28 protein-coding genes are annotated in these 23735 nt (G+C 36.4%); 9 read left to right on the top strand and 19 right to left on the bottom strand.

Features of this window, described 5'->3' with window-relative positions:
• The first annotated feature begins 3 nt into the window (after positions 1–3).
• The 3 genes from H4J59_RS04650 (at position 4) to H4J59_RS04640 (ending at position 1736) form a co-directional block, all read left to right on the top strand.
• Complete coding sequence (locus H4J59_RS04650; protein ID WP_259369386.1) at positions 4–480, top strand: YcfL family protein; 477 nt, start codon at positions 4–6, stop codon at positions 478–480.
• 18 nt (positions 481–498) lie between these two features.
• Complete coding sequence (lpoB, locus tag H4J59_RS04645) at positions 499–1101, top strand: penicillin-binding protein activator LpoB (protein WP_182237221.1); 603 nt, start codon at positions 499–501, stop codon at positions 1099–1101.
• Positions 1102–1268: 167 nt separating this feature from the next.
• Positions 1269–1736, top strand: coding sequence for a glycine zipper 2TM domain-containing protein (locus tag H4J59_RS04640; protein ID WP_182237219.1), 468 nt, complete (start codon positions 1269–1271; stop codon positions 1734–1736).
• 335 nt (positions 1737–2071) lie between these two features.
• Here H4J59_RS04640 and H4J59_RS04635 read toward each other — a convergent pair whose 3' ends face one another.
• The 7 genes from H4J59_RS04635 to H4J59_RS04605 form a co-directional block, all read right to left on the bottom strand.
• On the bottom strand, positions 2072–2437 hold the full coding sequence (locus H4J59_RS04635; RefSeq protein WP_182237217.1) for a cupin domain-containing protein: 366 nt from the start codon (positions 2435–2437) through the stop codon (positions 2072–2074).
• A 310-nt stretch (positions 2438–2747) separates the two neighbouring features.
• On the bottom strand, positions 2748–3095 hold the full coding sequence (locus tag H4J59_RS04630; RefSeq protein WP_182237215.1) for a hypothetical protein: 348 nt from the start codon (positions 3093–3095) through the stop codon (positions 2748–2750).
• A 107-nt stretch (positions 3096–3202) separates the two neighbouring features.
• The gene (locus tag H4J59_RS04625) at positions 3203–3565 is read right to left on the bottom strand and encodes a DUF1304 domain-containing protein (RefSeq protein ID WP_182237213.1); all 363 of its coding nucleotides are present in this window, start codon (positions 3563–3565) and stop codon (positions 3203–3205) included.
• A 106-nt stretch (positions 3566–3671) separates the two neighbouring features.
• A complete protein-coding gene (locus H4J59_RS04620; protein ID WP_182237211.1) occupies positions 3672–3896 on the bottom strand; it encodes a hypothetical protein in 225 nt (74 codons plus the stop codon).
• A gap of 78 nt (positions 3897–3974) precedes the next feature.
• Positions 3975–4724 (bottom strand): type 1 glutamine amidotransferase domain-containing protein, encoded by a 750-nt coding sequence (locus H4J59_RS04615; RefSeq protein ID WP_182237209.1) that lies wholly within the window; start codon positions 4722–4724, stop codon positions 3975–3977.
• 169 nt (positions 4725–4893) lie between these two features.
• On the bottom strand, positions 4894–5253 hold the full coding sequence (locus H4J59_RS04610) for a VOC family protein (RefSeq protein WP_182237207.1): 360 nt from the start codon (positions 5251–5253) through the stop codon (positions 4894–4896).
• Between the two features lie 279 nt (positions 5254–5532).
• Positions 5533–5826, bottom strand: a complete 294-nt coding sequence (locus tag H4J59_RS04605; protein WP_182237205.1) for a hypothetical protein — start codon at positions 5824–5826, stop codon at positions 5533–5535.
• An 850-nt stretch (positions 5827–6676) separates the two neighbouring features.
• On the opposite strand from H4J59_RS04605, the gene H4J59_RS04600 reads away from it, so the two are divergent.
• Positions 6677–6856 carry a DUF6435 family protein gene (locus H4J59_RS04600; protein WP_182237203.1) on the top strand — a complete coding sequence of 60 codons (180 nt, stop codon included), beginning with the start codon at positions 6677–6679 and terminating at the stop codon, positions 6854–6856.
• A gap of 133 nt (positions 6857–6989) precedes the next feature.
• Here H4J59_RS04600 and H4J59_RS04595 read toward each other — a convergent pair whose 3' ends face one another.
• The 3 genes from H4J59_RS04595 to H4J59_RS04585 all read right to left on the bottom strand — a co-directional run bounded on the left by H4J59_RS04595 (position 6990) and on the right by H4J59_RS04585 (position 9168).
• The gene (locus tag H4J59_RS04595) at positions 6990–7166 is read right to left on the bottom strand and encodes a hypothetical protein (protein WP_182237201.1); all 177 of its coding nucleotides are present in this window, start codon (positions 7164–7166) and stop codon (positions 6990–6992) included.
• A 125-nt stretch (positions 7167–7291) separates the two neighbouring features.
• Positions 7292–8074 (bottom strand): ferredoxin--NADP reductase, encoded by a 783-nt coding sequence (locus H4J59_RS04590; protein ID WP_182237199.1) that lies wholly within the window; start codon positions 8072–8074, stop codon positions 7292–7294.
• Between the two features lie 518 nt (positions 8075–8592).
• Complete coding sequence (locus H4J59_RS04585; protein ID WP_182237197.1) at positions 8593–9168, bottom strand: TetR/AcrR family transcriptional regulator; 576 nt, start codon at positions 9166–9168, stop codon at positions 8593–8595.
• Between the two features lie 96 nt (positions 9169–9264).
• Between H4J59_RS04585 and H4J59_RS04580 the strand changes: the two genes are divergently transcribed.
• Entirely contained in the window at positions 9265–9723 is a 459-nt protein-coding gene (locus H4J59_RS04580) for an HPP family protein (protein WP_182237195.1), read from the top strand.
• Between the two features lie 476 nt (positions 9724–10199).
• On the opposite strand, the gene H4J59_RS04575 is transcribed toward H4J59_RS04580, so the two are convergent.
• Positions 10200–10385: a DUF6435 family protein gene (locus tag H4J59_RS04575; RefSeq protein WP_182237193.1), complete on the bottom strand. Its 186-nt coding sequence runs from the start codon at positions 10383–10385 to the stop codon at positions 10200–10202.
• Positions 10386–10749: 364 nt separating this feature from the next.
• On the opposite strand from H4J59_RS04575, the gene H4J59_RS04570 reads away from it, so the two are divergent.
• Together H4J59_RS04570 and H4J59_RS04565 are read left to right on the top strand one after the other, a co-directional pair.
• Complete coding sequence (locus tag H4J59_RS04570) at positions 10750–11382, top strand: PolC-type DNA polymerase III (protein WP_182237191.1); 633 nt, start codon at positions 10750–10752, stop codon at positions 11380–11382.
• Positions 11383–11847: 465 nt separating this feature from the next.
• Positions 11848–12663, top strand: coding sequence for a zinc-binding dehydrogenase (locus H4J59_RS04565; RefSeq protein ID WP_182237189.1), 816 nt, complete (start codon positions 11848–11850; stop codon positions 12661–12663).
• 3 nt (positions 12664–12666) lie between these two features.
• On the opposite strand, the gene H4J59_RS04560 is transcribed toward H4J59_RS04565, so the two are convergent.
• The 5 genes from H4J59_RS04560 to H4J59_RS04540 form a co-directional block, all read right to left on the bottom strand.
• The gene (locus H4J59_RS04560) at positions 12667–13401 is read right to left on the bottom strand and encodes an ABC transporter substrate-binding protein (protein ID WP_182237187.1); all 735 of its coding nucleotides are present in this window, start codon (positions 13399–13401) and stop codon (positions 12667–12669) included.
• A 35-nt stretch (positions 13402–13436) separates the two neighbouring features.
• A complete protein-coding gene (gene ybaK / locus H4J59_RS04555; RefSeq protein WP_182237185.1) occupies positions 13437–13910 on the bottom strand; it encodes a Cys-tRNA(Pro) deacylase in 474 nt (157 codons plus the stop codon).
• A gap of 85 nt (positions 13911–13995) precedes the next feature.
• Positions 13996–14595: a membrane integrity-associated transporter subunit PqiC gene (locus tag H4J59_RS04550; protein WP_182237183.1), complete on the bottom strand. Its 600-nt coding sequence runs from the start codon at positions 14593–14595 to the stop codon at positions 13996–13998.
• On the bottom strand, positions 14592–16250 hold the full coding sequence (gene pqiB, locus H4J59_RS04545; RefSeq protein ID WP_182237181.1) for an intermembrane transport protein PqiB: 1659 nt from the start codon (positions 16248–16250) through the stop codon (positions 14592–14594). Before pqiB ends, H4J59_RS04550 begins: the two co-directional genes overlap by 4 nt.
• On the bottom strand, positions 16243–17433 hold the full coding sequence (locus H4J59_RS04540) for a paraquat-inducible protein A (protein ID WP_182237179.1): 1191 nt from the start codon (positions 17431–17433) through the stop codon (positions 16243–16245). Before H4J59_RS04540 ends, pqiB begins: the two co-directional genes overlap by 8 nt.
• Before the next feature lie 564 nt (positions 17434–17997).
• Between H4J59_RS04540 and H4J59_RS04535 the strand changes: the two genes are divergently transcribed.
• Complete coding sequence (locus H4J59_RS04535; RefSeq protein WP_182237177.1) at positions 17998–18915, top strand: M14 family metallocarboxypeptidase; 918 nt, start codon at positions 17998–18000, stop codon at positions 18913–18915.
• 153 nt (positions 18916–19068) lie between these two features.
• On the top strand, positions 19069–19641 hold the full coding sequence (gene yeiP / locus H4J59_RS04530) for an elongation factor P-like protein YeiP (protein WP_182189029.1): 573 nt from the start codon (positions 19069–19071) through the stop codon (positions 19639–19641).
• A gap of 93 nt (positions 19642–19734) precedes the next feature.
• On the opposite strand, the gene H4J59_RS04525 is transcribed toward yeiP, so the two are convergent.
• From H4J59_RS04525 to H4J59_RS04515, 3 genes are all read right to left on the bottom strand, one after another.
• Positions 19735–20466 (bottom strand): EAL domain-containing protein, encoded by a 732-nt coding sequence (locus H4J59_RS04525; protein ID WP_182237175.1) that lies wholly within the window; start codon positions 20464–20466, stop codon positions 19735–19737.
• A gap of 447 nt (positions 20467–20913) precedes the next feature.
• Entirely contained in the window at positions 20914–22584 is a 1671-nt protein-coding gene (ggt, locus tag H4J59_RS04520; RefSeq protein WP_182237173.1) for a gamma-glutamyltransferase, read from the bottom strand.
• Between the two features lie 321 nt (positions 22585–22905).
• Positions 22906–23421 (bottom strand): NUDIX hydrolase, encoded by a 516-nt coding sequence (locus H4J59_RS04515; RefSeq protein WP_182237172.1) that lies wholly within the window; start codon positions 23419–23421, stop codon positions 22906–22908.
• Positions 23422–23735 lie beyond the last annotated feature (314 nt).

The raw sequence follows: 23735 nt of genomic DNA, 5'->3' as shown, positions 1-23735 counted from the left end.
AGTATGTTCAATAGTAAAAATATGACCAGCATGGTCCAAAATATTACCGGCTGTTTATCGGTGATATTAGTGAGCGTTTTTATTACCACCGGCTGTGCGAATAATAAGCCTCCTGTGACCTCTGGCACAGGCACCAGTGCCATGACCCAAGGTGATGACTTTAGTAAACACCTTGAAGTACAAAACGCTGATTTAGCGAGAAAAATCGTGATTAGCGACGTTAAGTCGCGCAAAAACAATGGCTTATTACAAGTCAACTTAACCTTGACTAGCCGTTATGAAAAATCACAAAAATTACAATATCATTTCAATTGGTTTGACGAAGCAGGCTTTGTTATTGAAGCCGGAAAAACACCCTGGATACCATTGGAATTACACGGAAAACAATCCACCACTTTAGCCGGATTAGCGCCGAATATTAATGTCAGTACATTTAATGTTTATGTTCGTGCAATCCCTGAAAAAGCATATAAATATTAATCGTTAAGGAATAGCATTATGAATAAATTAGCATTGGTAACAACACTCGGCTTAACCCTAGTATTCGCCGCGGGTTGTGCTAATAAAGCGGTGGTTCGCTATGGCGATGCCACCGCGGTAGAAACTACCGATATTAACTTTGGTTCAACGGACTTACAAAAGGTTGCTGCCCAAATGACCGACTCGTTATTATTGTCACCAGTAGTGGGCACATTAACGCAAAATACCCGCCCAGTAATGTTTGTTGAACACTTAAAAAATAAAACCAGTGAGCATATTGATACCGAGTCAATCACCGACTCCATTTCTACTAAGCTTTTGCGTTCTGGCAAGTTCCGTTTTGTAGATATGGGTCGAGTAGAAGCGGCACGTGAGCAATTAAAATTTCAACATGACGGCGGCATGGTTGACCCAAACACAGCGTCACAGTTTGGCCGTCAAATTGGTGCGCAATATATGTTATACGGTAACTTATCGAGTATCGTTAAAAGCAACCAAGATAAGTCTGATGTTTACTATAAATTCACTTTACGTTTAATGGATCTTGAAAGTGGTTTAGTTGAATGGGCCGATGAAACCGAAATTCGTAAAACGAAAGCTAAAGAATCAGTGGGTTGGTAAGCGTTAAAGTGAGATAGTTTTAGAGACCTTGAGCGTGCTGCTTAAAAAATAGATAGTGTGGTAAAAAGCAGCACGTTCATAGACGCTATACTTCAAGTGCTATTTATCACACGCTATTTATTACACTCTATTTATTACCTTATATTTAATAAATAAAGGAGAGCAAAATGAAAACAATCACGCTAGCGTTAATTTTCTGGTTGGCATTGATCCCTTTGGCTAATGCTGATTATGAGCGCAATAAAGCTGTGCCGGTTGAAAAAGTTTTATTTGGTCAGGTGTTATCGGTACGAAATATTACCGAACAGGAGTTGATTCAAGATAAAAACCAAGGTTGGAAAACCTTTGGTGGTGCGTTAATTGGTGGTGCAATAGGCAATCAATTTGGTAGCGGTAGTGGCCGCGGCGTAGCAACAATATTAGGCGCTATTATTGGTGGTTCAATCAGTCATGATAGAAACCCTAAATATCAAGAAAAAACCCTACTGTTAGTCGAGCTAATGATCAAAGTTAATAACGGTGATGAATACATGGTGATACAAGACCTAGACCATCGTATGCTATTTCAGTCAAAAGACCCGGTTCGCATGATTTATCTCGCCAATGGCACAGTACGTATTGATAAACAAATGTAAGCTGGCTGGTTAAGCGTGTACAAAAGCTCTAAAAACAAAACCTAGAGATAATGCTAAGCTTCGGTTTACCTTTTGAATAGCTTTTTTTACGTAGACTCTATTTTATTGAAAACGTCAAAACTGAATTTCGGATTATTAAACTCTCTTAATAATCTGATTTTAAAACGATAGTTTCAGTGGTATAAAACCAGTACTTAGTACAATCCATGAGAGAAACCAAATAAATAGCTCGGTGAGAATACTGATTTCTATCCATAAAAATACCTATATCATAATAAGAGGCTAAAATTAGTGAGGAATGAGTAGTAACCAGTAGCATTAATTTTAGCTGCGCTTCAAACCCAGAGATCATTTTTAGCCGTAAGGTCACCACCCGTATCGCCGGTATTAACAACACCCTTGGGTTCCACAATCATAATTTTACACTCGCTGCTAGCAGAGGGTTTATGCTCTACACCTTTTGGAATAACAAACATTTCACCTGACTCTAGCGAAACTATACCATCACGAAATTCAATAGTAAGGCAGCCTTCAATAACAATAAACACTTCGTCAGTTTCCGGGTGATCGTGCCAAACAAATTCACCGGCTACTTTAACTAATTTAAATTGGTATTCATTCATTTCAGCAATGACACGAGGTGACCAATGCTCAGAAAATTTTGTGAATTTTTCGTTGAAATTAATAGGTGAAAATTTCATGTTGACTCCATGGTTGCTCGTGCAGCTAACCATATATTATGTTGTAAACGTTGGATTAACTTTTATTTATTTGAGTAGTTAACAACTGACCTGAAATTTATTTTATGTTACCTCTTTCGTTTTTATATTTAATTTTTATCTGTATCTGTACCACATTATTTCGACCTTGTTAGAGCTGTCTCTTTGGATAAATTGAACACGGCTAATGCAAACTTATGCCATATTTGAGGCATTCGCTTTTAAAGACACTTAACACTTGGGATTATATTTTGTATCGGTTAACGCCGCAACATTACTTTGTTAAGTGATTTCAGTGCCCTGAACCTTCTGTAGTGATGCTGACGTATATATATCCATCATTTGGTGACTCTGCATTCCCTACAATTGTTGTTGCTCGCCACTGTGTAATCAGGAATATAAATACTGCCAAAGGCTTAAGGGATGGTAGCGGAGTAATGTTTTTCTTAATCCATTCTCTCTGGTCGATATCAGGTTCTTGACCCGTGTATTGCTCAAACTGGCTTACAGCGTGAACAAGCTCTCTATTTTCTTCAATGTTTAACTCAAACAAAATATTTCCGTGCTTGAGAAATAAACTTTTATAATCGGCATTAGCTACTTTGATGTCAGAGTGTTTTATTATCAGTGGATCGACCATATTATTTATTTAACGCCGTAATAAGTGGTGAGTAATAGTTGGTTACAATGGAGCGAAGCGAAACGATCTAACTGTTACGAATCCGACCTGATTGCCTGTTATGTGCTTTATTTAAATAACACAGCTAGTATTGCTAATATTGCCGGTAAACCCTGAATAGCCCATATTGATTTCTTAACTGTAAAGCCGCCATATATTGCTGCAACAATTACACATAACAAAAAGAACACTTGTATTTGTTGTCCTAATAAATCGTCTGAATGTAATAGCCCCCAAAAAAGTCCGGCGGCCAAAAATCCATTATATAGCCCTTGATTAGCAGCCATAACTTTTAGTAATTCCCCTTCTTCTTTAGGAATACCAAAAATCTTAAGGGTCCGAGGTCTATGCCAGAGAAACATCTCTAAGACTAAAATATATAAATGCTCCACCGCAACAAGCATAACTAAGATTAAAGATATGTAATGCATGATCCCTCTCTATGTAAAATTTTAAGACTGTTCACTAAAATATTATTACGTTTATGATTTGTGAAATACGGCTAATCAATATGATGAGCGTCTTGTTAGCAGTACTTTACACGAACTTTTTATAATTTAATGACTTGAGGTAATTGGACAAACGATTCTTAACTTGTGGAGTTAAACCTAAACTAATTAGAAATGTTGAAAAAATAGAAATAAACATGATGCTTTTAATTACTTTAGCGCCAGTTAGCAACGCGACAAGTATTAATAAAGCAACATAACCTAAACCGATTAGTCCCAAGAAAAGACAAATCCCTTTAATATCATTATTCATAGTAATTCCTTAACTGAATATAAAATTTTATGTTAATCCGAAAATTTAAATCAGTACTCATAATCACGAGTACTGCTTCTACTTGTTTAATATTATCATTTCTTTAGCGACAAGAGCCGCAGAAGGTAAAAACATTGTTGAAACAATTCGTTGATCGATGACAACTTCGTGTTTATCTTTTAAGGTTTGTTTATTTTGGGCGATGGCACCATTTTTATTTAACTGACTTTCAACAAGAAAGGGTAATAAAGAACCTTGTTTTGTCCATAATTTAGACCTTTCTGTTGAATCTGGAAAGCCAGCAACTTTTTTACCTTTGACAAGAAACTCTCCCGTAGATAAAACAACATTAGCAAAAGCACCTGCTCCATGTCCGCCTCCCCCAATAATTCCACCTGATTCGTATATTTTTGCAATTATCGATTGTATTTCTTTGTTATTAGCAACATCAAATAAAGGGCCGTAACCACCTCCAACATATACTCCCCAATAATTACTCGACTCAATTTTCTTTGGGGTGAAAGAGTTATTTATTTTGTCTATGAAACCTTCATATTTTATGGCGTAGCTACTGATACCTAGAGGATCCATCATAAATTCAACTTTTCCTCCATCAGGTGAAACAAAATCGACTTCGAAACCATGACTGACAAATATATGATAAGGCGGCGCTACCTCCCATAAGTTATTACGCGTATCATGTTTTTTAGGATCCTCCATATCAATCATATTTGATGCAATAATTAATACTTTTTTAGCCGGTTCAGCATTTGTACTAACTGAGATAAATAATATTGTTGTGAGAAAAAAAGATACGAAATACTTCATTATTGTCCTTAATAAATAATTATCTTATTGGTTTAGATGCATAAAGTTTATAACAAATTTAATTTTATCATCATAGGCATTTAACGCCTTGTTAAGCGGCGAAAAATGGTTGGCTATAATTAGCGAGAAACGAGCAAAAGCCAACTGTTTTCTGTCCTACTTGAGTGGCTTATGTGCTGATGTTTGACCACACCGCTAATTCATTGCCGCCTGGTTCAAGAAAGTGAAAACGACTACCACCAGGAAATGAAAAAATAGCTTTTGTAATCTCCCCGCCAGCTAGCTCTACATTAGAAAGAGATTTTTCAAGGTTCTCACTTAGTAGAACCAACAAAGCTGAACCATTAGCAACTGTTGATATTAGATCAGATTTATAAAAACCACCGTCAAGACCTTGGTCTGAAAAGGAAGAGTAGTCTGGGCCATAATCTTGAAATGACCAGTTAAAGGCTTTCTTGAAAAACAGCTTTGTAGCTGGTATATCACTTGACGGAAACTCAACATAATTCAATTTTAAATTAGACGACATAATTTGAATACTCCTTGGCACATACCGAGCTTGTAGAATAACTCGTTTATTATAAATCCCCCCTAAAAATCGGGGTACCAAATGAATTACCTATATCGAGTAAATTGTCTACAGCGCGATACAGGAACACAAAAATTTAGTGATTTTGGCTGAATTAGTTATTCTACAGCCTCAACGCCCTGTTAACAGGCAAAAAAGTTGGTTAAAAGAAGCGACGAAGGAGCAAAAACCAACTGTTTTTTGTCCTTTTTAATGACTTGTTAAATTGCATTTTATGCTTTATGAACCAAACACTTGATTAATTAAACTATATTCTCGTAATTGTTTTACAATTCCTGTGCCCTTAGCTTCAATCAATGTTTTTTTGTTGTTCTGATCTGTTAATACAAAAGCCGCACTTTTTCTCGATCCTAATACAGCTCCGCCTAAAGCTCCCAGACCTCCAAACAAAACACCACCAGCAACAGTACCCAGTAATGTATTACCGTCTTCATTGTTTAATTCTTCGATTCTTATTATAGATTTGTCCAGTGGATATCTATTCTTAGATAAGATTAAATATCGGCCATTCAAATAAGACCTATTAGTTAATTTTTCATAGATAAACTAAAGAATCAATACTGGGATTGTTACAATACACAACACTAACAAAATTCTGAGTTGCTTATATAGGCTTATATTACGTATATAACCTATGAATTTTTACTTTATGGTTGGATCTTCACTTTGAATTACTTTTATCATACTTCTCGTTACTAGTTGATTAAGGTAGACTCTATTTTTATAATTTAACAGTTTATTATGTATACGACTCAGTAACACACGCACCATAAGTAACATTTAATTAACATTAATATCTCATACTTTCAAAGCATTAGAAACTAGTAATGCTAAATCACATGTATATTAGGCAGTGTTACTAAGACGTCTTAGTAACACACCTCGAAAAATCATACAGACTTCCATATAAAAGGGCGTTACATCGTTTACGCTAATAGTTAATTCATTAGAAAATATAGGGCAATATTTTCAGCTGGAATGTCAGGAATGCGCACAAAGTGATCTTATTTAATAGTGGTAAACCTAATGTTATTCAGTGGTCACAGTAGATGTCATTAGGAAGTCGTGTTGGATGATAATGACTGGCAGTTTTGATGTGATTAGGTGGCACAACTGATGTGATCTCCGAGAAGGGCTCATAGCTTGCTCTTTAGAATAAGTAGCTATTTTTTAATATATTTTTAGATCGCTTGCAATGGTCCTTAGTTTTATCCACCTCACTCATGAAAAAGTAGATCACTTACTTAATCTAATGGGTATAAAATAATTTTTGATATGTTTTATTAAAAAAGCGTAATTAATAAAAACTTAAATGGGTTTTCAAACGTATAATAAGTAACACCTCATTAAATAATAAGTTTTTATGTTTTCAATATTTAAGTCAGACCCATTAAAAAAATTAAACAAACGTTATGAAGCTAAACTTGAAGAAGCCATGCATTTACAAAGAAAAGGTGATATCAAAGGCTACTCAATGGTTACTGCTGAAGCTGAAAAAATAGCGGTTGAAATTAAAGCGTTAGAAAGTACAGCAAAATCCTAACCAGACGCCAATGAAATGATCTACTTTTTCTATGAGGAAAAATAGATAAATACCAGACATAAAATTTTGTCAGTAGCTATGCTACTTATAAACCCTATCCTTTTGGTGGTATTGCAGATTTGAAAGAAACACTTTAATTGACATAGGTACGCTCAATGGAGCTATTACCGGCTAATTTACGGTTGTTTATTGCATGATGGTTATAAGGTTTGTTATTTACTGTAAAGGTATTATTTGTGTCAACAACGGTTCTTTTCTTCTCTTGGTCGTGAAAAACCTTTGTTGCTCGTGAGTCATAATTTGTATTCATTACACCACCTAGCATTAGATGATGTAAACGAAGCTACAATTTGCCTATATTTGCCAGCTACATAAATACTTCATGAATAAAGCTGATTTTTAGTGTTGTTAAGGCTAAGTAGTACTATTGAAGTACTATTTTTCAACAAAAGCTCTTTCAACAACGTAGTCGCCTTGCACGCCTTTTTTACGACTTTCCTGAAAACCTCTTTCATCTAACATGGCACAGGTGTCTTTTAGCATAGCAGGGCTACCACATAGCATCACGCGGTCAAACTCAGGATCAAGGTCAGGTATGCCAATATCAAGACAGAGCTTGCCTGTTTTTATTAAATCAGTAATGCGTCCTTCATTTTTATAGCTCTCACGAGTTACACTTGGATAGTAGATTAGCTGTTCAGTAATCATCTCACCAAGATATTCATGATGAGGCAGATCTGTAGTTATTATTTTGTGGTAAGCCAATTCATTCACGTACCTTACGCCATGAAATAAAATCACTTTGTCAAAACGCTGATAAGTTTCTGGATCTTTGATAATACTTAAAAAGGGCGCCAAGCCTGTTCCTGTGCCGATCAAGAATAGGTTTCGACCATCTCGTAAATCATCTATAACCAAAGTTCCGGTTGGTTTACTGCCAATAATGACTTCATCGCCAATAGCTAAGTGTTGTAATTTGGAGGTAAAAGCGCCTCCTTCAACTTTAATGCTGAAAAATTCCAAATAATCTTCATGGTTTGCACTGGCGAGACTGTAGGCGCGTAAAATGGGCCGAGTATTTTCTTGTGCTAAGCCAATGATGATATATTCACCATTCCTAAAGCGGAGTCCTTGACTACGGGTGGTTTTAAAAGAAAAAAGACTATCGCTCCAATGAACAACATCAATGACTTTTTCGGGATTAAATTTTTTTTGCATGTTTATCCTGTAAGGAATTTTTGACTAAATAAAAAATAAGCTTTATTGACCCGGTATGAAAACAGATGGTTGATAACAGTGTCATCTATGCTGACATGAATTAAAGATCCGCTAAATATCTGGATAAAACTTAGCGGGTCTTTGCTAAAATCGCAGGCTTAACTTAAGACTACATAAGCATAAAACCTGTGATATTTTTTAAAGAAAAAATGATTAAAGGAGCAATACGTTTGGATAATAAATCGACTTTTCATACCAAAATAACTTTTTTAGTTTGGCTAGTTAACAGCTTATACGATATTTAAACTGTTACAGATCATTCGTGGCAACCAACTTCTTGGTCGTAAACCAGTTAACTATAATACGAGCTAGGTGAAATATATCTGACTCTTAGTAAGCGCAAGTAAGCACTATCAAGCATAAGGTAATAACCAGTAACTAAGAGCCTATTAACAGGACAAATTAGCGGGTCTTACTTCTGCATTGCCTATACTAATCAACTAATAATTACTTTAGTATCAGTACTCTTCATTAATTAATCTGAGTACGGTCGGTAAGCACTTTAGCGCTGCATCGATATTACCTTCGACTGAAGCTGAAACTATTGCACCTTCTTTAAGTAGAGAAATGGCGTTTGCAACAACTTCACATTCATCTGTTTTTTTGATAAACATACTCACTTTTTCTTTTATTAGCAGGCTAATTTTATGCTTGTGTTCTTTACAAGAACGCCGTGCAAGAGAGTTAGGGTCACCATATTCAGCAGCAGTATTTATAAAATAACAGCCCTTAAATTCATCAAGTCCAGCCACTCTGTTATTAAACCAATTATCTAGACCGTAAAATAGCGCAAGAACTGACTCTTTACCTGTTTGCTTGCTATTTAATATCGATTCAAACCACTGACAAAAAAGATGATCTCGATATTTAAGAGTGGCTAATACTAGTTGCTCTTTACTTGAGAAATGGTGATATAAGGTTTTTTTTGCAACACCTGACTCTTTTACTATTTCATTTATGCCAACTGAATTAATGCCATTGGAGTAGAAAATTTGTAAGGCAGTTTTGATTAAAAGCAATTTTTTTTCATTCATATATGTGACTCCCTATTAAAATGAATATTGACCTAAGTAGAACAATCAGTCTACCATGAAAAAGGTAGATATTCCTTCTACTAAAAAGGAGACTTTATGAGTAAAACTATTTTTTCTTTCGTTGCGGGAATTGCTGCTACTTTGGCTATTGGCGTTCTAGCTTATCTTGATAGCTTGTCAATCAGTCCTAGCGTTTGGTTAATGGCTCCATTTGGAGCAACGGTTGTATTAGTTTTCGGTGTGCCGGCAAGTCCACTTGCCCAACCTAAGAATGTTATCTTAGGTCATTTTTTAACTGCGTTAATTGGCGTTATTTTTATCACTTATGTAGGTGTGCAGCCATGGTCGTTGGCTTTAGCTACCGGATTAGGAGTTACGACTATGCTGCTTACAAAAACCACCCATCCACCGGCTGGAGCAAATCCTATGTTAATTATGCTGACAGGGCAAAGCTGGTCATTTTTATTTACGCCAGTCTTACTTGGATCATGTGTCATCGTGCTTTTAGGCTTAGTGTTGAATAAACTGCGTGTATTATATTTTGAAAAACCATAGTGCCATTAATTAATAACGGCTAAAACAGCGGGCTATTGCCTTTATACTTTAGCCAGTTATCTTGGCATTGCTGATAAAAATTCTGCTCGGTATCACCAATGTCTCAATTCTTTAATGTCTGAATATCAGCTTCCATCGTTAAGTGTGCGTTCAACTGGTTTATTTTACACAGCGTAAACCGAACGTTTGATAGGTGTTAGTTATAGTGAGCATGTTAGTGGTCAATCTCAAGTATTATACTTACTCAAACTCATATTAGCGTAAGCACAGACTGTTTTATCCAATAAAGGCTTTAGTTTAATGGCGCTATTTTACGCTATAAAATACCATCAAGCGTTTTAATCATCAGGTTCAAATAGTTATTTATGTAGATGTGAATTACCTACTATTGAAATAGAATATTAACTAAAAATACTAGGCCAGATAGTGATGTAGAGTGAGAGATACTGAAGTCCTTAAGCCTTAAGCCTTAAGCCTTATGCGTTAAGCTTTACTGGCTTTTCTAATGCTTGTATTTTTTTTCTAATTTTTAGCGCTTCTTCAGTAAACATCGAAAAATCATTAATGTTGCCATTTTTTTGTGCACAAATATCGCTTTCAAGTTTGTCTTCATAACTTTTGTTTAACTTTTTAGTTGGATCTTGCTTAAACAATGAAAACATAAAGTTCAACTTTCGCTTAGTTAGTTGTTTTTATATACGGATGTAAAAGGTTTTTAGTTTTATACGTGCGAAATTAAAAGCTAAAAAAGTAGAGTTGCCTGAGTGATACGCTATTTTTTAACGTTATTTTTACCATAAAACTGTTTATATTAAATTCGTTAGATAGCGGGACTTAGAAAAACAAACATTAAATTTATTAAGTTTATTCGACGTTTTATTTTACCGTTTTAATTTAAACATAATGCATCCTTGTTTTGTGCGGCTGATGTTTAGCGCACTAAATTATGAGATAATTTCATTAACGTCATAGTATTAAATCAATTCAGGTTAATCCAATTAGTATTAACCGACAAAGGAAGCGTTTGTGTTAGCTAACTCAATAGTTGTACTCGATTTTGAAACCACGGGTTTATCGCCAGCTCAAGGAGAACGTGCGATTGAAATCGGCGCTGTTAAACTTGAAAATGGCATAGTGACCGACCGGTTTCAAGCTTTGATGAATCCAGGTCGACGCATTAATAGTTTTATTGAAAACTATACCGGTATTAGTAATAGAATGCTGGCGGTTGCATCGCCTTGTGCAAAAGTGATGACTGATTTTTCGAGCTTTATCGGCGAGAGTAATTTATTAGCGCACAACGCCTCTTTTGATGCTCGTTTTCTCGAGGCTGAATTTGCTCGTTTGGGTCGTCAGGTTTTAGGTGAGTTTACTTGTTCGTTATTAATATCACGCCGTATTTATCAAGATGCGCCAAATCATAGATTGGGCACCTTAATTGATTATAAAAATATTGCCGCCGATGGGAGTTTTCATCGGGCGTTATTTGACGCAGAAATGACCGCAGAACTCTGGTTGATTATGTTAAATGATATTAGCGAACGCTACGGATTAGAAGATATTCCCTTTAGTTTAATCAAGCGATTAGCTAAAACGCCTAAAGCGCAAATCAACAAGTTACTGACTAGTTACGCCAGTAAAATAACTAAAGCCGTTTAGGCTTAATATATCTAGCCATATTAGCGGCTAACGGCTTTAATCTTAATCGGTTTGGCCAAATAACGGTGTTAATCTCTATTACAGAGATTAACGTTTGTTGTTTATGTTCGAGAAATGTTGAAAATTATCCTGCTTAACTCTAGCGCTAAAGTATAAATTAAGCTTACTCAGTATTAAGCTAGTCTAAGGTATTCTGTTTATATATTGAAATCATAATGTAATCATACAAAAAATTAGGGATTCACTTTGGCTGAAAAGATAATAAAAGCGGTAAAGGTTTTGCCTTAGTACTGAGTGATGATGAAAAATCAACCCCTTCACAAAGAATAACAGGCATTGAAAAAATACTATCAGTACTCAAATCTGGGCAAGTATTAGTTAAAATGCTAGCTACACTGGTTAATCCCTCTGATTTAATATACTTATTGGGTAAATACGGTTTAATCGCGCAAGAGGGTGACTTTGTTGGCTTTGAAGGTTGTAGAAGCCGCCAATGCCGGACTTTACGGTAAGTGGTTAACGGGCAAGCGGGTTGCTTTATCAGCACAACACGGTATTGACGGCGTGTGGGCTGAATATGCCATTACACAAGCAAATTTATGTTTGCCGGTTCGAAAAGCATTAAGCGACGAGCAAGCGGCAACGATTATAGTTAACCCTTGTATTTCTGTTTGCCTAGTAGAGCGAGCTATAGCACTGGGCAGTAAAACCATTGTGATTAATGCCGGGGCAAGCCAAGTGGGTAAGGGCGGGCGCTATTATGCAAAACTTAAAGGGATTAAGGCCATAGCGACAGTGCGCAGTGCAGCGAATGTTGAGGTTTTGCAAGCGTTAGGAGCCGATTGCGAGTTATTAACGTCAGACGATAGTTTTGATCATTCATTAAAGCATTGGGCGAAAAAAATCAAGGCAAAAGTATTGTTGGATTCCGTAGCAGCCGATGATACCTCTAGAGTTTTAAACGCCATGCCTAATAGTTCTACGGCCTTGGTTTATGGTCGACTAACCGAAACTCAAGATGTGCTTAGTGGCTTGTTTAGTGTGGCTGATGTGATCTTTCGCGATATGCGAATAGAGGGTTTTTGGTTGGCAAAATACATTGGTGACGCTTCACCATTACAGGTATTAGCCTTGAGTTCGAAAGTACAAAAATTGTTTGCTCAAGGGATTTTTAAGACAGATATTTATGCCCGAGTTAGTTTTGATGATTTTGCCCAAGCATTAGACCATTACGCAGAACATAAAAGTGATGGCAAGGTGATATTATTACCTAATAGTTAATAATTAAAAATTATATTTTTCTATCAGTTTTTGATAATCAGCAGTCCTTTTATATTTTTTCATGGCTTGATTAAATGCACTCACATCATCAGCATTTTTAAAGGCCATACTATAAGGGTTTATTGGAAAAATATGGTGAACTTTTATATCACTTTCTCTTTCATTTATATTGAGTTTATTTAAGTAATATAAAAATATTTTCAAATCAATTACGATTACCTCTACACGACCTAAAAATAGTAACTCTAGCTGTTTTTTTTGATCGACCACTTGAATGTAAATTGGACTATTAGTAACCGCCTCAGCAAATTCTACTCCTAATATTTTGTGGGCTATTTGAAATGACGCAATCGAGTAATGGCTTATATCTGCAATGCTATTAAGTGATACGGCATTCTCTTTTAACGAAATGGCCACGTTTTGATAATTGATGTAGTTTTTACTTAAGGTATCTATATTAGGGAATATGTGTTTGTTCGCCGTCATTACCGCATCAATATCGGGTAACGCGAGCATTTTTTCTGAACGGCCATAGGGGATGAAAATAAACTCTGGTGCTTTGCCTATCATGGTTAATATTTGCTTAATTAACTCTAACTCGAACCCCGAATGATTTTCTTCAATAACATAAGGCGGCTTAGAAAGTCCAAGCACCACTTTAAAGGGTTGATTTGCTAAACAGTTAATAGAAAATAGGCTGAAAAAGATAAAGATAAAGATAATAATATTTTTTGACATACAAACTTCTACCACGGAATTTTTAAGCTTAGGCTTTATACTTCGCCAGTAATATCAGCGTAAATGGCCTGCAACGAGAGGATAATATTTTCTGGTGATAATTCTATCTCTAAACCACGTTTACCACCACTAATAAAAATAGTGTTTAACACTTCAGCGCTCTGGTCAAGCACGGTTACTAATGGTTTTTTTTGCCCTAATGGACTAACGCCTCCAAGGACATAGCCGGTAGAGTTTTGTACTTTATTGGCATCAGCCATTTTAATTTTTTTAGCGTTAAGGGTTTTTGCCAGCTTTTTTAAACTGAGTTGTTTAACCACAGGTATAATAGCAACGGCTAAATAAGCATTATCTACATCAACCACTAGGGTTTTAAAAACCATTTCAGCGCTAACCTTGAGTTTATCAACCGCTTCAAGGCCGAATGATTTACAATTAGCATCATGCTGATAGTGATGTAATTGATAAGCGAGTGTTAATTTATTCAGTTGCTTAACGGCAGGTGTCATTTTAGTTAACTCTCCTTTAATATTTTGAATCTAATCTAATTTAACTTAAGCAATTCAAAGCCTAATTTATTTCACATAAGGCACCTTATTCAACCACTAAGCTATGGGTTATTTGCTGCGCCAATGAGGTGATCACTTTTCGCATTTGCTCGACAGCGTGCTCATAGCCATTTTTATTAAGCGCTACGGTTAGGGTAAAGTTATGCTCTTGTTCTGGACTTCCCCCGTCTTTACCTTGCAGCCAATAAGTGCCTGAAAGTAGAGCTTGTGACTGATGAGTGGCATGAAATGCTGTGATGTTAATTACCACGGCTGTTGCCGCTGTAATTTCGTTTTTTTCTGGCGTGACAATATAATGAAAATGACTATCAATATTATTTAGGTCTTGCGCTAAGGCTTGTGTAAAGCTGTTCTGTAATGGCTCTGCCCACATATGAAAGTGCGAGTAGTGCAACTGGTGACTGGAAAGCTGTAAAACCAAACTAGGTTGTCTTAAATAATCAGGTAACTCTAACAAGGTAATACCAAGGTGCTGACTATTTTTATTAAGTATGTTGTCAGTGTTAACTGCGCTGGTTGTCGTTGGACTATTAAGTAAATAATATTGTGTTTTGTTAGCGGGAGCCGAGCTACAAGCGCCAAGCAGAATAATTGACACAAGAGCGACGATTAAAGTCTTTTTCATTGTTGTGCTCCATTAAGTTTTGTTGGTACTGGCTCAGCGACTTCACCATTATTAAAGAGTAAGCTATTAGGTTTATGCTTGAGTTGATTCAGCAAAGGCTTTAATTCGTTCATTGTTGCAGTGAGCGTATGTAACGTGGTGCGCAGTTCTTCATAGCCCTGAGAGCCAGATGACAAGTCTTTAGTTAAGGTATTGATACCTTGTAAGGCTTTACTGAGTTCAGTACTAATTTTTTGCTGCTCAACTTTACTCAATAAGCTATCAAGGCTATGACTTACCCCTTGAAACTCTTGCGCGGTTTGCGTCATTTCTAACATCATTTTATTGGCATTTTCACTCATACTATTGAGCGGGATATTATTGAGGTTATCCATAAACTGTTCCGCTTTTGCGGTAATTTGCGAAAAGTCATCACTACTGGTTGGAATAATTAGGAAGTCATCATATTTTGCTATTTCGTTGATGGGTTGATCTTTATTGTGTTGTAAATCAACGTATAGGCTACCAGTTAAAATATTTCCTGTACGCAGAACGGCTTTTAAACCATGCTCAATCCAGTAAATATTTTGTTTGGTCATAAGTGCTTTACCTTCATCATTATCGGGTAGGCCTATTCGACCAGGCTGTAAACTGATCAACACGGGGATTTTAAAGTCTGCCTTGGTAAATTTGTTCTCACTTCGGGTTAATGCCATGTTGACTGATTGCACTTTACCTATTTGTATTCCTCGATACTCAACGGGTGCGCCAACAGACAGGCCTCTAATAGAGTCGCTGACCAGTACTACAAATTCGATAGATTGGCGGTATCTCTCGTCGTCAGCAGCTTCATAACTCTCGTAAATGTCAAAATATGAGCGCTCACCAATTTTTTCACCAATGCTCATGCCTCTAGGAATACCGAAGGTGGCACCGTTAGTTAACATAGTTTCAAAATTACCAGTTTTAACTGATATGCCATCGGCATTTAAATCAAGTTGCAAGCCACTAACATCCCAAAACTTAGTATTACTGGTGATAAGTTGATGATAAGGCGCTTTGATAAAAGCATTGTAATAAACAACGCGTTCTTCAAAATTAAAATAGATATCCTCAAACTGACCAACGGTTAAGCCTTTATAAATAATGGGGTCACCTTTTTTGTAAGCAAATTGGTCGTTGCTATTAAGGGTTATATGCAAGCCGGGAGTGCCTGAAGGCGTTAAGGGGGGCGAGTTTAAGGCATCAAAAACATAGCGTTCTTCATCACTTTTTCCGGGCGATATTTCAATATACACGCCGGATATTAAGGTACTGAGACCCGATACGCCGGTATGCGATATTTGTGGCGACACGACCCAAAATGTACTGTCAGCCAGTAAAAACTGTTCTGCTGATTTTTTTATCTTTGCCGTAACAATTACGCCATTACCGTTTTGATTAAGCTCAATGGCACTTACTTCGCCAATATCAACATTGCGAGATTTTATTTTGGTTTTTTCAGCCTCCATGCCTTCAGCGGTAAGGAAATGTATGGTGACTTCTGTGCCTTCATTACTCCATTGATAATAAATCATCCAGCAGCCAATAAAGATTGCAATGGCAGGGATAAACCAGATAGTTGATACGGTTTTAACTGGCTTTATTGTTGCGTCTGGTATTTGAGTATCATTCATAATTTTTTATATTTTTCCAAATTAATTGCGGTTCAAAACTCATTGCGGCGAGCATAGTGACAATAACTAAACCGGAAAACGCTAAGGTAGCAGCTCCAGGTGTTATGCTCATGGCCGGGCCAAGCTGAATTAAGCTAGCCAGAATAATAACGACAAAAACGTCTACCATTGACCAACGACCGACAAATTCAGCCATACGATACCATTTTATTCTTTCTAAACTTAATCTATCACTTTGTTTTTGAACACTATAATTTAACCAAGCTAGCACTAATATTTTAGCGACTGGTATAACAACACTCGCAATAAAAATAATGGTGGCGATAGGATAGGATCCTAAGTTCCACAATAAAATAACCCCACCAATAATTGTGCTGGGATCATCTTGGCCCCAAAAGTGCGTAGTCATGATCGGGAGTGTATTCGCCGGTATGTACAATACCACCGCGGTGAGCAGTAGCGCCCAAGTTTTTTGTACACTTAGTGCCTGTTTTATTGGGTCTTCTTGAGCTACTTTAGTGTGACTTTGGTGTATTTCGATATTATGCGCTTTTTCAACTTTAGCCAGTAATTGATATAACGCGCGCTTATCGATATATAAAACTACCAGTGTCATCGACAATGTAAATAAAATAAAAGCATAAAAAGATAAGCCTAATGCAATATCAGCCATAGAAATAATTTTGATTAAACTAACCAAAGTGCCAATCAGGAATATTTCTACCATACTCCAAGGCAATAACTTAAAAACCAAGGCCAATACTCGACCGCCATACTTAGGATATAAGCCTTTATTTAGTGGGATAAGCAAGTAAATAAGCGACAACAAAACGACAGTTGGAATGGCAAATATAGTGAGAAACTCAATCAGTGCTAAAAGTTGATAATTATTATCAATTAAAACCATAAAACTTGTCATGGCGTTAAAGTGGTTTTCTAAGCCATTGGCGCTAAAAGACAAGAATGTAAAAGGTAATGAAGCTAATAAAAATATTAATGCGGTAATAGCGAAAGCAACAATTCTTTCATTAGCATTGCGATGAATTGCGCTTAATGTATAGCCACAACGCGGGCATTGTGCTTTTTGGTTTTCTTTTAATACAGGTAATTTGACGGTCAGCGCACACTCATGGCACTGAATTTCAACTGGATATATTTCGTTGTTTTGCAAAGTTTTTGGCATGGTAAATGCCGTCCTTAAGATCAATTTTTTACAATAGCTTAAATTAGCATATATTACAGCAATCGAACTAAATAATTTTGCTGAATATTATTGATCTACGGCTAATATTTTTCCGTCCTTAATCTGCTATTTTAGCTAGGTTGGTTTCATCACTAAAAATGACTAAGGCTTGTACTTATAGATAATATTTTTATTTGTCGAGTAGGTTATCAATTAATGCCAACTTTGAACCTATATCTATTTACTATAATGATGACCGCTTCAGTGTAAAGCTGATGGCAAGAATATAATAAGGTGAGTGAGCATATTTTTATATAAAGTGTGACTATTAATCTACACCTGCCTTGGTTTATTTCTATCATTGCTATGATGAAAAAATGATACAGTTGTATTTTCATTAAACGCACAGTGTCCTGCTACTGAAAGATTAATTTCAAGTGGCAATAATACAGAATATATTAGCCTGACGAGGATAAGACAATTAAATTTTTTAGCTATATTTGATTGTTAACATGCTAAGGGTTAATACAATTTATAACTGTGAAAAACTTATTAGGTAACAATATGAATATAGAAGCAGCATACCCTATTGGTGAGCTTGGCAAAAAGTGGACCGATGGCGATAAGGAAATATGGTTTCAACAACAGCAGAAAAAGCGCAGCTACTTTGAAGAGGTTGTTACTAAATTAGAGGGTTTAAGCGAGAGCTATACTATCGAGCAGTATGGGAACTTACTCTATGATGAAGAAATTTATCCATTATATGCTTTAAAATCGACAAATTGGTTAGCAGATAAACCGGCTATTTTAATCACAGGTGGCGTACATGGTTATGAAACCAGTGGTGTTCAAGGTGCCATTCGTTTTCTACAAACCGCTGCACAGCCATTTCAAGACGCGTTTAACTTTGTGGTTTTACCTTGTATTAGTCCTTGGGGTTATGAAACCATTAACCGTTGGAGCCCTTTGACGGTTGACCCTAATCGCTCATTTTATGAGAATAGCCCGGCACAAGAGTCATCAGCAGTGATGCAGTATATGAAAACTCTGGGTATTGATTTTTTGGCGCATATAGATCTACATGAAACCACAGATACTGATAACAGTGAATTTAGGCCAGCACTTTCTGCAAGAGATGCTATTGAACAGAAAAACTGGAATATACCAGACGGTTTTTATTTAGTTGGCGATAGCACTAAACCCCAAGCGAGCTTTCAACAAGCTATTATTGCGTCGGTAGAGCAAGTCACCCATATTGCCCCTGCAGATAGCGAAGATAAATTAATCGGTGCACCTTTAGCACAAGCTGGCGTGATTAACTATGCTGCTCGTGACTTAGGTTTATGTATGGGCTTAACTGACGCGCCATATGTTAGCACCACTGAAGTTTATCCCGACAGTCCATTGAGCAACGATGAAAACTGCATCATTGCTCAGGTGGCTGCTATTAACGGCGCATTAAATTATTTAATGGCGCTATAAAGCTATTCATGCTCGTTAAGTGAACAATTCATGAGTTTAATGGCTATTATTGCTGGATTAACCAATCTATGACTAGCAATTAAGCTATATTTTCTTGCATAATAAATTATACATGCTATTTTTCTTGCATAAATTTAATGAGGATGGTTTTTCATGCCAAAAGCTAGTGATATAAAAAAGAATGCCGCGATAGAACATAACGGTAAAGTAATGATTGTTAGAGATATTGAGCGTTCAGTACCCCAAGGTCGTGCCGGTGGCAGTTTGTACAGAATGCGTATGTACGACGTAGTGACAGGTGGTAAATTTGATGTAACCTTTAAAGCTGACGACATGCTTAATTTTGCTGATTTAACGCGTCGACCAGCAATTTTTTCTTATATTGATGGCGAAGAATACGTCTTTATGGATAACGAAGACTACACACCTTATAATTTAAGCAAAGCGTCAATCGCAGATGAAGCTTTATTCATTAATGAAGATACGCAAGGTTTATTAGTGATTATTGTTGATGGTGTACCTGTTGCTATTGATTTACCAGCAAGTGTTGAATTAGTGATTACAGAAACTGATCCGTCAATTAAAGGTGGTTCTGCCACGGCTCGTACTAAGCCGGCAATTTTATCAACAGGCTTAACGGTGCAAGTGCCAGAGCATGTGTCAACGGGTGATAAAATTAAAATTAATACCGAAGATCGTAAGTTTATGGGCCGTGCTGATAAATAATACCTTCACATTTAAGCCAACGATTAAGTTCGTTGGCTTTTTATTTTCTAGTATTTAGTGATAGCTTTTATTTACGACTTTTATTTATAATTTTTACTTATGACAATGAAACCATTTTTTAAATAAGAAACCTTGTACGTAATCAGCATTTATTTTTCGCGCAAAAATAATATCACTCTCAGTTTCTATCCCTTCAAGTATGATTTTTTTCCCCGCACTATGGGCATAGTTAATTAGCGCTTCAACTAACAACATAAAATGCTTATTGTGCTTTTCTGCGACCACATGCTTATCAAGTTTAATATAGTCGACCATTTGAATTACCGATGTTGATACCATTGAAAGTGGGCTACAAACATCATCAATCGCCGTATTTATACCGTTCTTTGCTAAGATGTCTATCATGGATAAACTTTTAATGCTGTCGTTAACTTCTAAACTTTCAATTAATTCAACAACAATATTAGCATGGTTAAAGCTTTTAAATAATTTCAAAAAAGGGTTGTTTTCGTTACCTTCACCAATAGAAAAATAAGAGTCTTGATCTAAATTAACAAATATATCGCTGTTCATTGGTGCGCAGTTTAATTGCAGAAGTTTTTGTTGGTATTCCACTTGGAAGAGAGATAATGAACTGTCATGCAATGCCGCATAAATAATGTCTGGTGGGATATTGTTATTGTCTATATCGGTAAATCTAGCTAAACACTCATAGGCCATAATTTCTTTAGATTTTAAATCAACAATAGGTTGATATTCTACGCCATAGCGCTGGGATTCAATTAGTTCTATTAAACTCAGAGGAGATATTTGTCTATTATTCATTCACTATTACAAACAAATTACTTATTTGCGTATACCCTAACTTGATACAGGCACTTATTTTAAATGAGAATTATTTACATGTAAATGATGGCGGTTAAGGAGTGATTGATATTCAGTAGTAATCTAGAGCGGATATTGCTTGCTATGTAAAGTATGTGAAACACTTAAAGCTGTTGTTGGTTTTATTTATGGTGAAATGTTAAGCCATGAGTACCTTGCTACCTCAATCAAGTCCACTTAATGTGAGACGAATTTTTTAGTCAGCGCTTATTGATAGTGTTGTGATTAGTCATCATGCTGCTTTGCATTAATATCCAGTTATAAAAAATACCCAGTTATATTAACACCCAGTTATAAAATACTTACATAACTGGGTGTTAACATAACACTAAGCGCTTGGATGTTTGAGCCGCAAGAGCTTACCTTTATATTTTTTATATTTTGCTGTTATTGCTCGATAACAATTGATTTACCTCGACCACCAGACTCTGCTGCTGCATCTAATTGTTGCTTGTTGGCAATGATCAGCTGTACCGCGCCAAATCGACGTTCGCTCAGGGTATAGCCCATTTTTTTAAGTACTGACTTTTCTTGTTCAGCAATACCAGGGTAATGTTGAATAACATCTTTTGGTAATAATTGATGGTGGAATCTTGGGGCATTTGCCGCTTGTTCAGCGTTCATGTCAAATTCAATCACATTAAGAATAGACTGATAAACCGAACTAATGATGGTGGTGCCGCCGGGAGAGCCGGTCACTAATTTAACTTTGTTGTCTTTTAACAAGATAGTGGGTGTCATAGACGACAGCATACGCTTATTAGCTTGAATTTCATTTGCTTTGCCACCGACTGCGCCATAAATATTTGCCACACCGGCTTTAACGCTAAAGTCATCCATTTCATCATTTAAAATAAAACCAGCGCCTTCAACAATAACACCACTACCAAAGGTATAGTTAATGGTTGTTGTATTTGATACGGCATTACCCCATTTATCGATAATGGAAAAATGTGTGGTGTCTGGGCTTTCTTTTAAGCCAGGTTTAATGGTGTTAGTAACAGAAATAGCATCAGCTGAAATACCCGCGATACGTGTTTTTAAGTAACTATCAGCCAGTAATTTTTCTTGCGGGACATCAAAAAAATCAGGATCGCCTAAGTATTTTGCACGGTCAGCAAAAACACGCTTACCGATTTCTGCTAAGCGATGCATATAAGCTGCTGAATTATGTGCTAATGGCGCTTTATTATTTGAGAGTAAATCATACATATTTAGCCACTGTAAAATAGCAATACCGCCAGAACTTGGTGGTGGGGCCGTTAGCACTTGGTGACCACGCCACGTTTTTTCTAGTGGTTTACGCCATGTTGCACGATAATTATCTAAATCGTCATAACCAATGATGCCACCGTTTTTTGTCATGAAATCAGTAATTATTTTTGCGGTTTCACCTTGATAAAAACCATTACGGCCATTATCTGCAATGCGCTCTAGTGTTTTTGCTAAATTAGCTTGTTTAAACAAAGTACCGGTTTTAGCGCTGGCAAAGTGCTTAGCAAAATTAACCTTTATACCTTCTTGTTTGAAGCTGTTAATGCGCCATGCAATATTTTTTGCTAGGTTTTCATGAACAATAAAACCTTGTTCAGCTAAGGCTACCGCGGGCATGACTAAAGACTTCCAAGGCAGTGAGCCATATTTTTTATGGGCTTGCCACATGCCATCTACTGTGCCAGGTACACCAGAAGATAAAACACCGTATAAAGACTGATAAGGAATAACATCGCCATGCTCATCTAAATACATATCACGATGGGCTTTTAATGGGGCAACTTCACGATAATCTAAAAAGTCTGCTTTATTATCCTTATAAATGACCATAAAACCGCCACCACCGACATTACCGGCTTCGGGCAGGGTTACCGCCAAAACAAATTGTGCAGCAATAGCCGCGTCAATGGCATTACCTCCTTGTGAAAGTATTTTTGCCGAAATCTCGGCACTAAAACTATCAGGCATTGCCACTGCAGCTTGTTGTGTTGCTTGGAGTTCAAAGGCAGAGGAAGATAATGAACAAATTAATAAGGCGATTGAGAGCGTTAATGGTTTTATCATGTAAATTAGCACTATTGCATTTATATTTGCTGATAGATTAACGCGTTAACAAGAAATGTACAGTGGCAAGTATCACTTAATCGATTATCAGCTAAAAGCTCAGGTTGAGCTAATGTTAGATCAAGGCTAAGTTAAGGGAGAACAATGACTACTTTTGCTGTTATTAAAAAAACCAACATGTTGTTAATGAAAGAGTTAAACGGGTATTTGAGGATTAATTATCATAGCTTGAAAAACAGCAAGCAATAAACTGTATTGTCACCGCAGTGGTCAAAAAGTATCAGCTTTGCTATGGCTAAGTAAAATAGCCAGCCTAAGGTGCTAAAGTAATTCAGCAACAATACGTTTTAATAAAAAGGTTTCTCGTTCAATGGATAAGCCTTTTTTTTCACTATTTTTTATCACCATTTCATTGTGTAAAATAGCGGCGTGGATGTTCATCCAAAGGGGCTGCATACCATTTTGCAATTCATGGGGCTCAAATTCTGGCGCTAGTAGCTCTTGATCTATTTCACAGGTATAGCAATAAGACAGCATATGAACCACATCATAATCATTTTTATGCCAATTACGATATTCTTCATAATACCCAAATGGTTGAATATTATTGACATTTTGTGCCCCAGTTTCTTCACGTAATTCACGAATAAGGCCAGAAATATTATCTTCCCCTGCATCAATGCCGCCTCCCGGTAAGGTGTAATCGTGATAACGTTTGGTATATAACAGTAAAATATTTTCACCGTTCAAGACAATGGCACGAGTCGCTTTACGGGTAAAGCGATGTGAAATATTTGGATGTAAATCTGATACTTGAGTTGATTTTAATAGGCGCATGATAAATATTTTTGTTAAATGTTTATCATTTATGGGGATAGATAGCGCTTAAATCAATAGTGAGTTGAATACAGCTGACAGAATTTTCATGCCAGGCTGTTTATGTAAGCTTGGGTGAAAGGTTAGATAAAAGCTTTCTAAATTAGGTTCTTTAATGCTTCAGGAGGTTTTTATATTTACTCAGGCTTTATTATGCTTAATGAGGTTTCGTTTTAATGTTATTTTGTTTCGTTTTGATTGATAAAATCAGGGTGAGCTTTCGATGTGAAATTTAATTTACCTTTAATACGGGAAAAATGAAACTTGTTGTGTAA

Source organism: Colwellia sp. MB02u-10, assembly GCF_014077185.1.
Taxonomy (GTDB): domain Bacteria; phylum Pseudomonadota; class Gammaproteobacteria; order Enterobacterales; family Alteromonadaceae; genus Cognaticolwellia.
This window is presented reverse-complemented; position numbering and strand designations above follow the sequence as displayed.

Excerpts from the sequence above, each read along its gene's own strand:
- H4J59_RS04590 (WP_182237199.1), bottom strand. The coding sequence starts at position 8,074 with ATGCAAAAAAAATTTAATCCCGAAAAAGTCATTGATGTTGTTCATTGG.
- H4J59_RS04560 (WP_182237187.1), bottom strand. The coding sequence starts at position 13,401 with ATGTCAAAAAATATTATTATCTTTATCTTTATCTTTTTCAGCCTATTT.
- H4J59_RS04610 (WP_182237207.1), bottom strand. The coding sequence starts at position 5,253 with ATGTCGTCTAATTTAAAATTGAATTATGTTGAGTTTCCGTCAAGTGAT.
- H4J59_RS04635 (WP_182237217.1), bottom strand. The coding sequence starts at position 2,437 with ATGAAATTTTCACCTATTAATTTCAACGAAAAATTCACAAAATTTTCT.
- H4J59_RS04550 (WP_182237183.1), bottom strand. The coding sequence starts at position 14,595 with ATGAAAAAGACTTTAATCGTCGCTCTTGTGTCAATTATTCTGCTTGGC.
- H4J59_RS04585 (WP_182237197.1), bottom strand. The coding sequence starts at position 9,168 with ATGAATGAAAAAAAATTGCTTTTAATCAAAACTGCCTTACAAATTTTC.
- H4J59_RS04625 (WP_182237213.1), bottom strand. The coding sequence starts at position 3,565 with ATGCATTACATATCTTTAATCTTAGTTATGCTTGTTGCGGTGGAGCAT.
- H4J59_RS04535 (WP_182237177.1), top strand. The coding sequence starts at position 17,998 with ATGAATATAGAAGCAGCATACCCTATTGGTGAGCTTGGCAAAAAGTGG.
- H4J59_RS04515 (WP_182237172.1), bottom strand. The coding sequence starts at position 23,421 with ATGCGCCTATTAAAATCAACTCAAGTATCAGATTTACATCCAAATATT.
- H4J59_RS04595 (WP_182237201.1), bottom strand. The coding sequence starts at position 7,166 with ATGAATACAAATTATGACTCACGAGCAACAAAGGTTTTTCACGACCAA.
- H4J59_RS04600 (WP_182237203.1), top strand. The coding sequence starts at position 6,677 with ATGTTTTCAATATTTAAGTCAGACCCATTAAAAAAATTAAACAAACGT.
- lpoB (WP_182237221.1), top strand. The coding sequence starts at position 499 with ATGAATAAATTAGCATTGGTAACAACACTCGGCTTAACCCTAGTATTC.
- H4J59_RS04650 (WP_259369386.1), top strand. The coding sequence starts at position 4 with ATGTTCAATAGTAAAAATATGACCAGCATGGTCCAAAATATTACCGGC.
- H4J59_RS04525 (WP_182237175.1), bottom strand. The coding sequence starts at position 20,466 with ATGAATAATAGACAAATATCTCCTCTGAGTTTAATAGAACTAATTGAA.
- H4J59_RS04630 (WP_182237215.1), bottom strand. The coding sequence starts at position 3,095 with ATGGTCGATCCACTGATAATAAAACACTCTGACATCAAAGTAGCTAAT.
- H4J59_RS04640 (WP_182237219.1), top strand. The coding sequence starts at position 1,269 with ATGAAAACAATCACGCTAGCGTTAATTTTCTGGTTGGCATTGATCCCT.
- H4J59_RS04615 (WP_182237209.1), bottom strand. The coding sequence starts at position 4,724 with ATGAAGTATTTCGTATCTTTTTTTCTCACAACAATATTATTTATCTCA.
- ybaK (WP_182237185.1), bottom strand. The coding sequence starts at position 13,910 with ATGACACCTGCCGTTAAGCAACTGAATAAATTAACACTCGCTTATCAA.
- pqiB (WP_182237181.1), bottom strand. The coding sequence starts at position 16,250 with ATGAATGATACTCAAATACCAGACGCAACAATAAAGCCAGTTAAAACC.
- yeiP (WP_182189029.1), top strand. The coding sequence starts at position 19,069 with ATGCCAAAAGCTAGTGATATAAAAAAGAATGCCGCGATAGAACATAAC.
- H4J59_RS04540 (WP_182237179.1), bottom strand. The coding sequence starts at position 17,433 with ATGCCAAAAACTTTGCAAAACAACGAAATATATCCAGTTGAAATTCAG.
- H4J59_RS04575 (WP_182237193.1), bottom strand. The coding sequence starts at position 10,385 with ATGTTTTCATTGTTTAAGCAAGATCCAACTAAAAAGTTAAACAAAAGT.
- ggt (WP_182237173.1), bottom strand. The coding sequence starts at position 22,584 with ATGATAAAACCATTAACGCTCTCAATCGCCTTATTAATTTGTTCATTA.
- H4J59_RS04580 (WP_182237195.1), top strand. The coding sequence starts at position 9,265 with ATGAGTAAAACTATTTTTTCTTTCGTTGCGGGAATTGCTGCTACTTTG.
- H4J59_RS04620 (WP_182237211.1), bottom strand. The coding sequence starts at position 3,896 with ATGAATAATGATATTAAAGGGATTTGTCTTTTCTTGGGACTAATCGGT.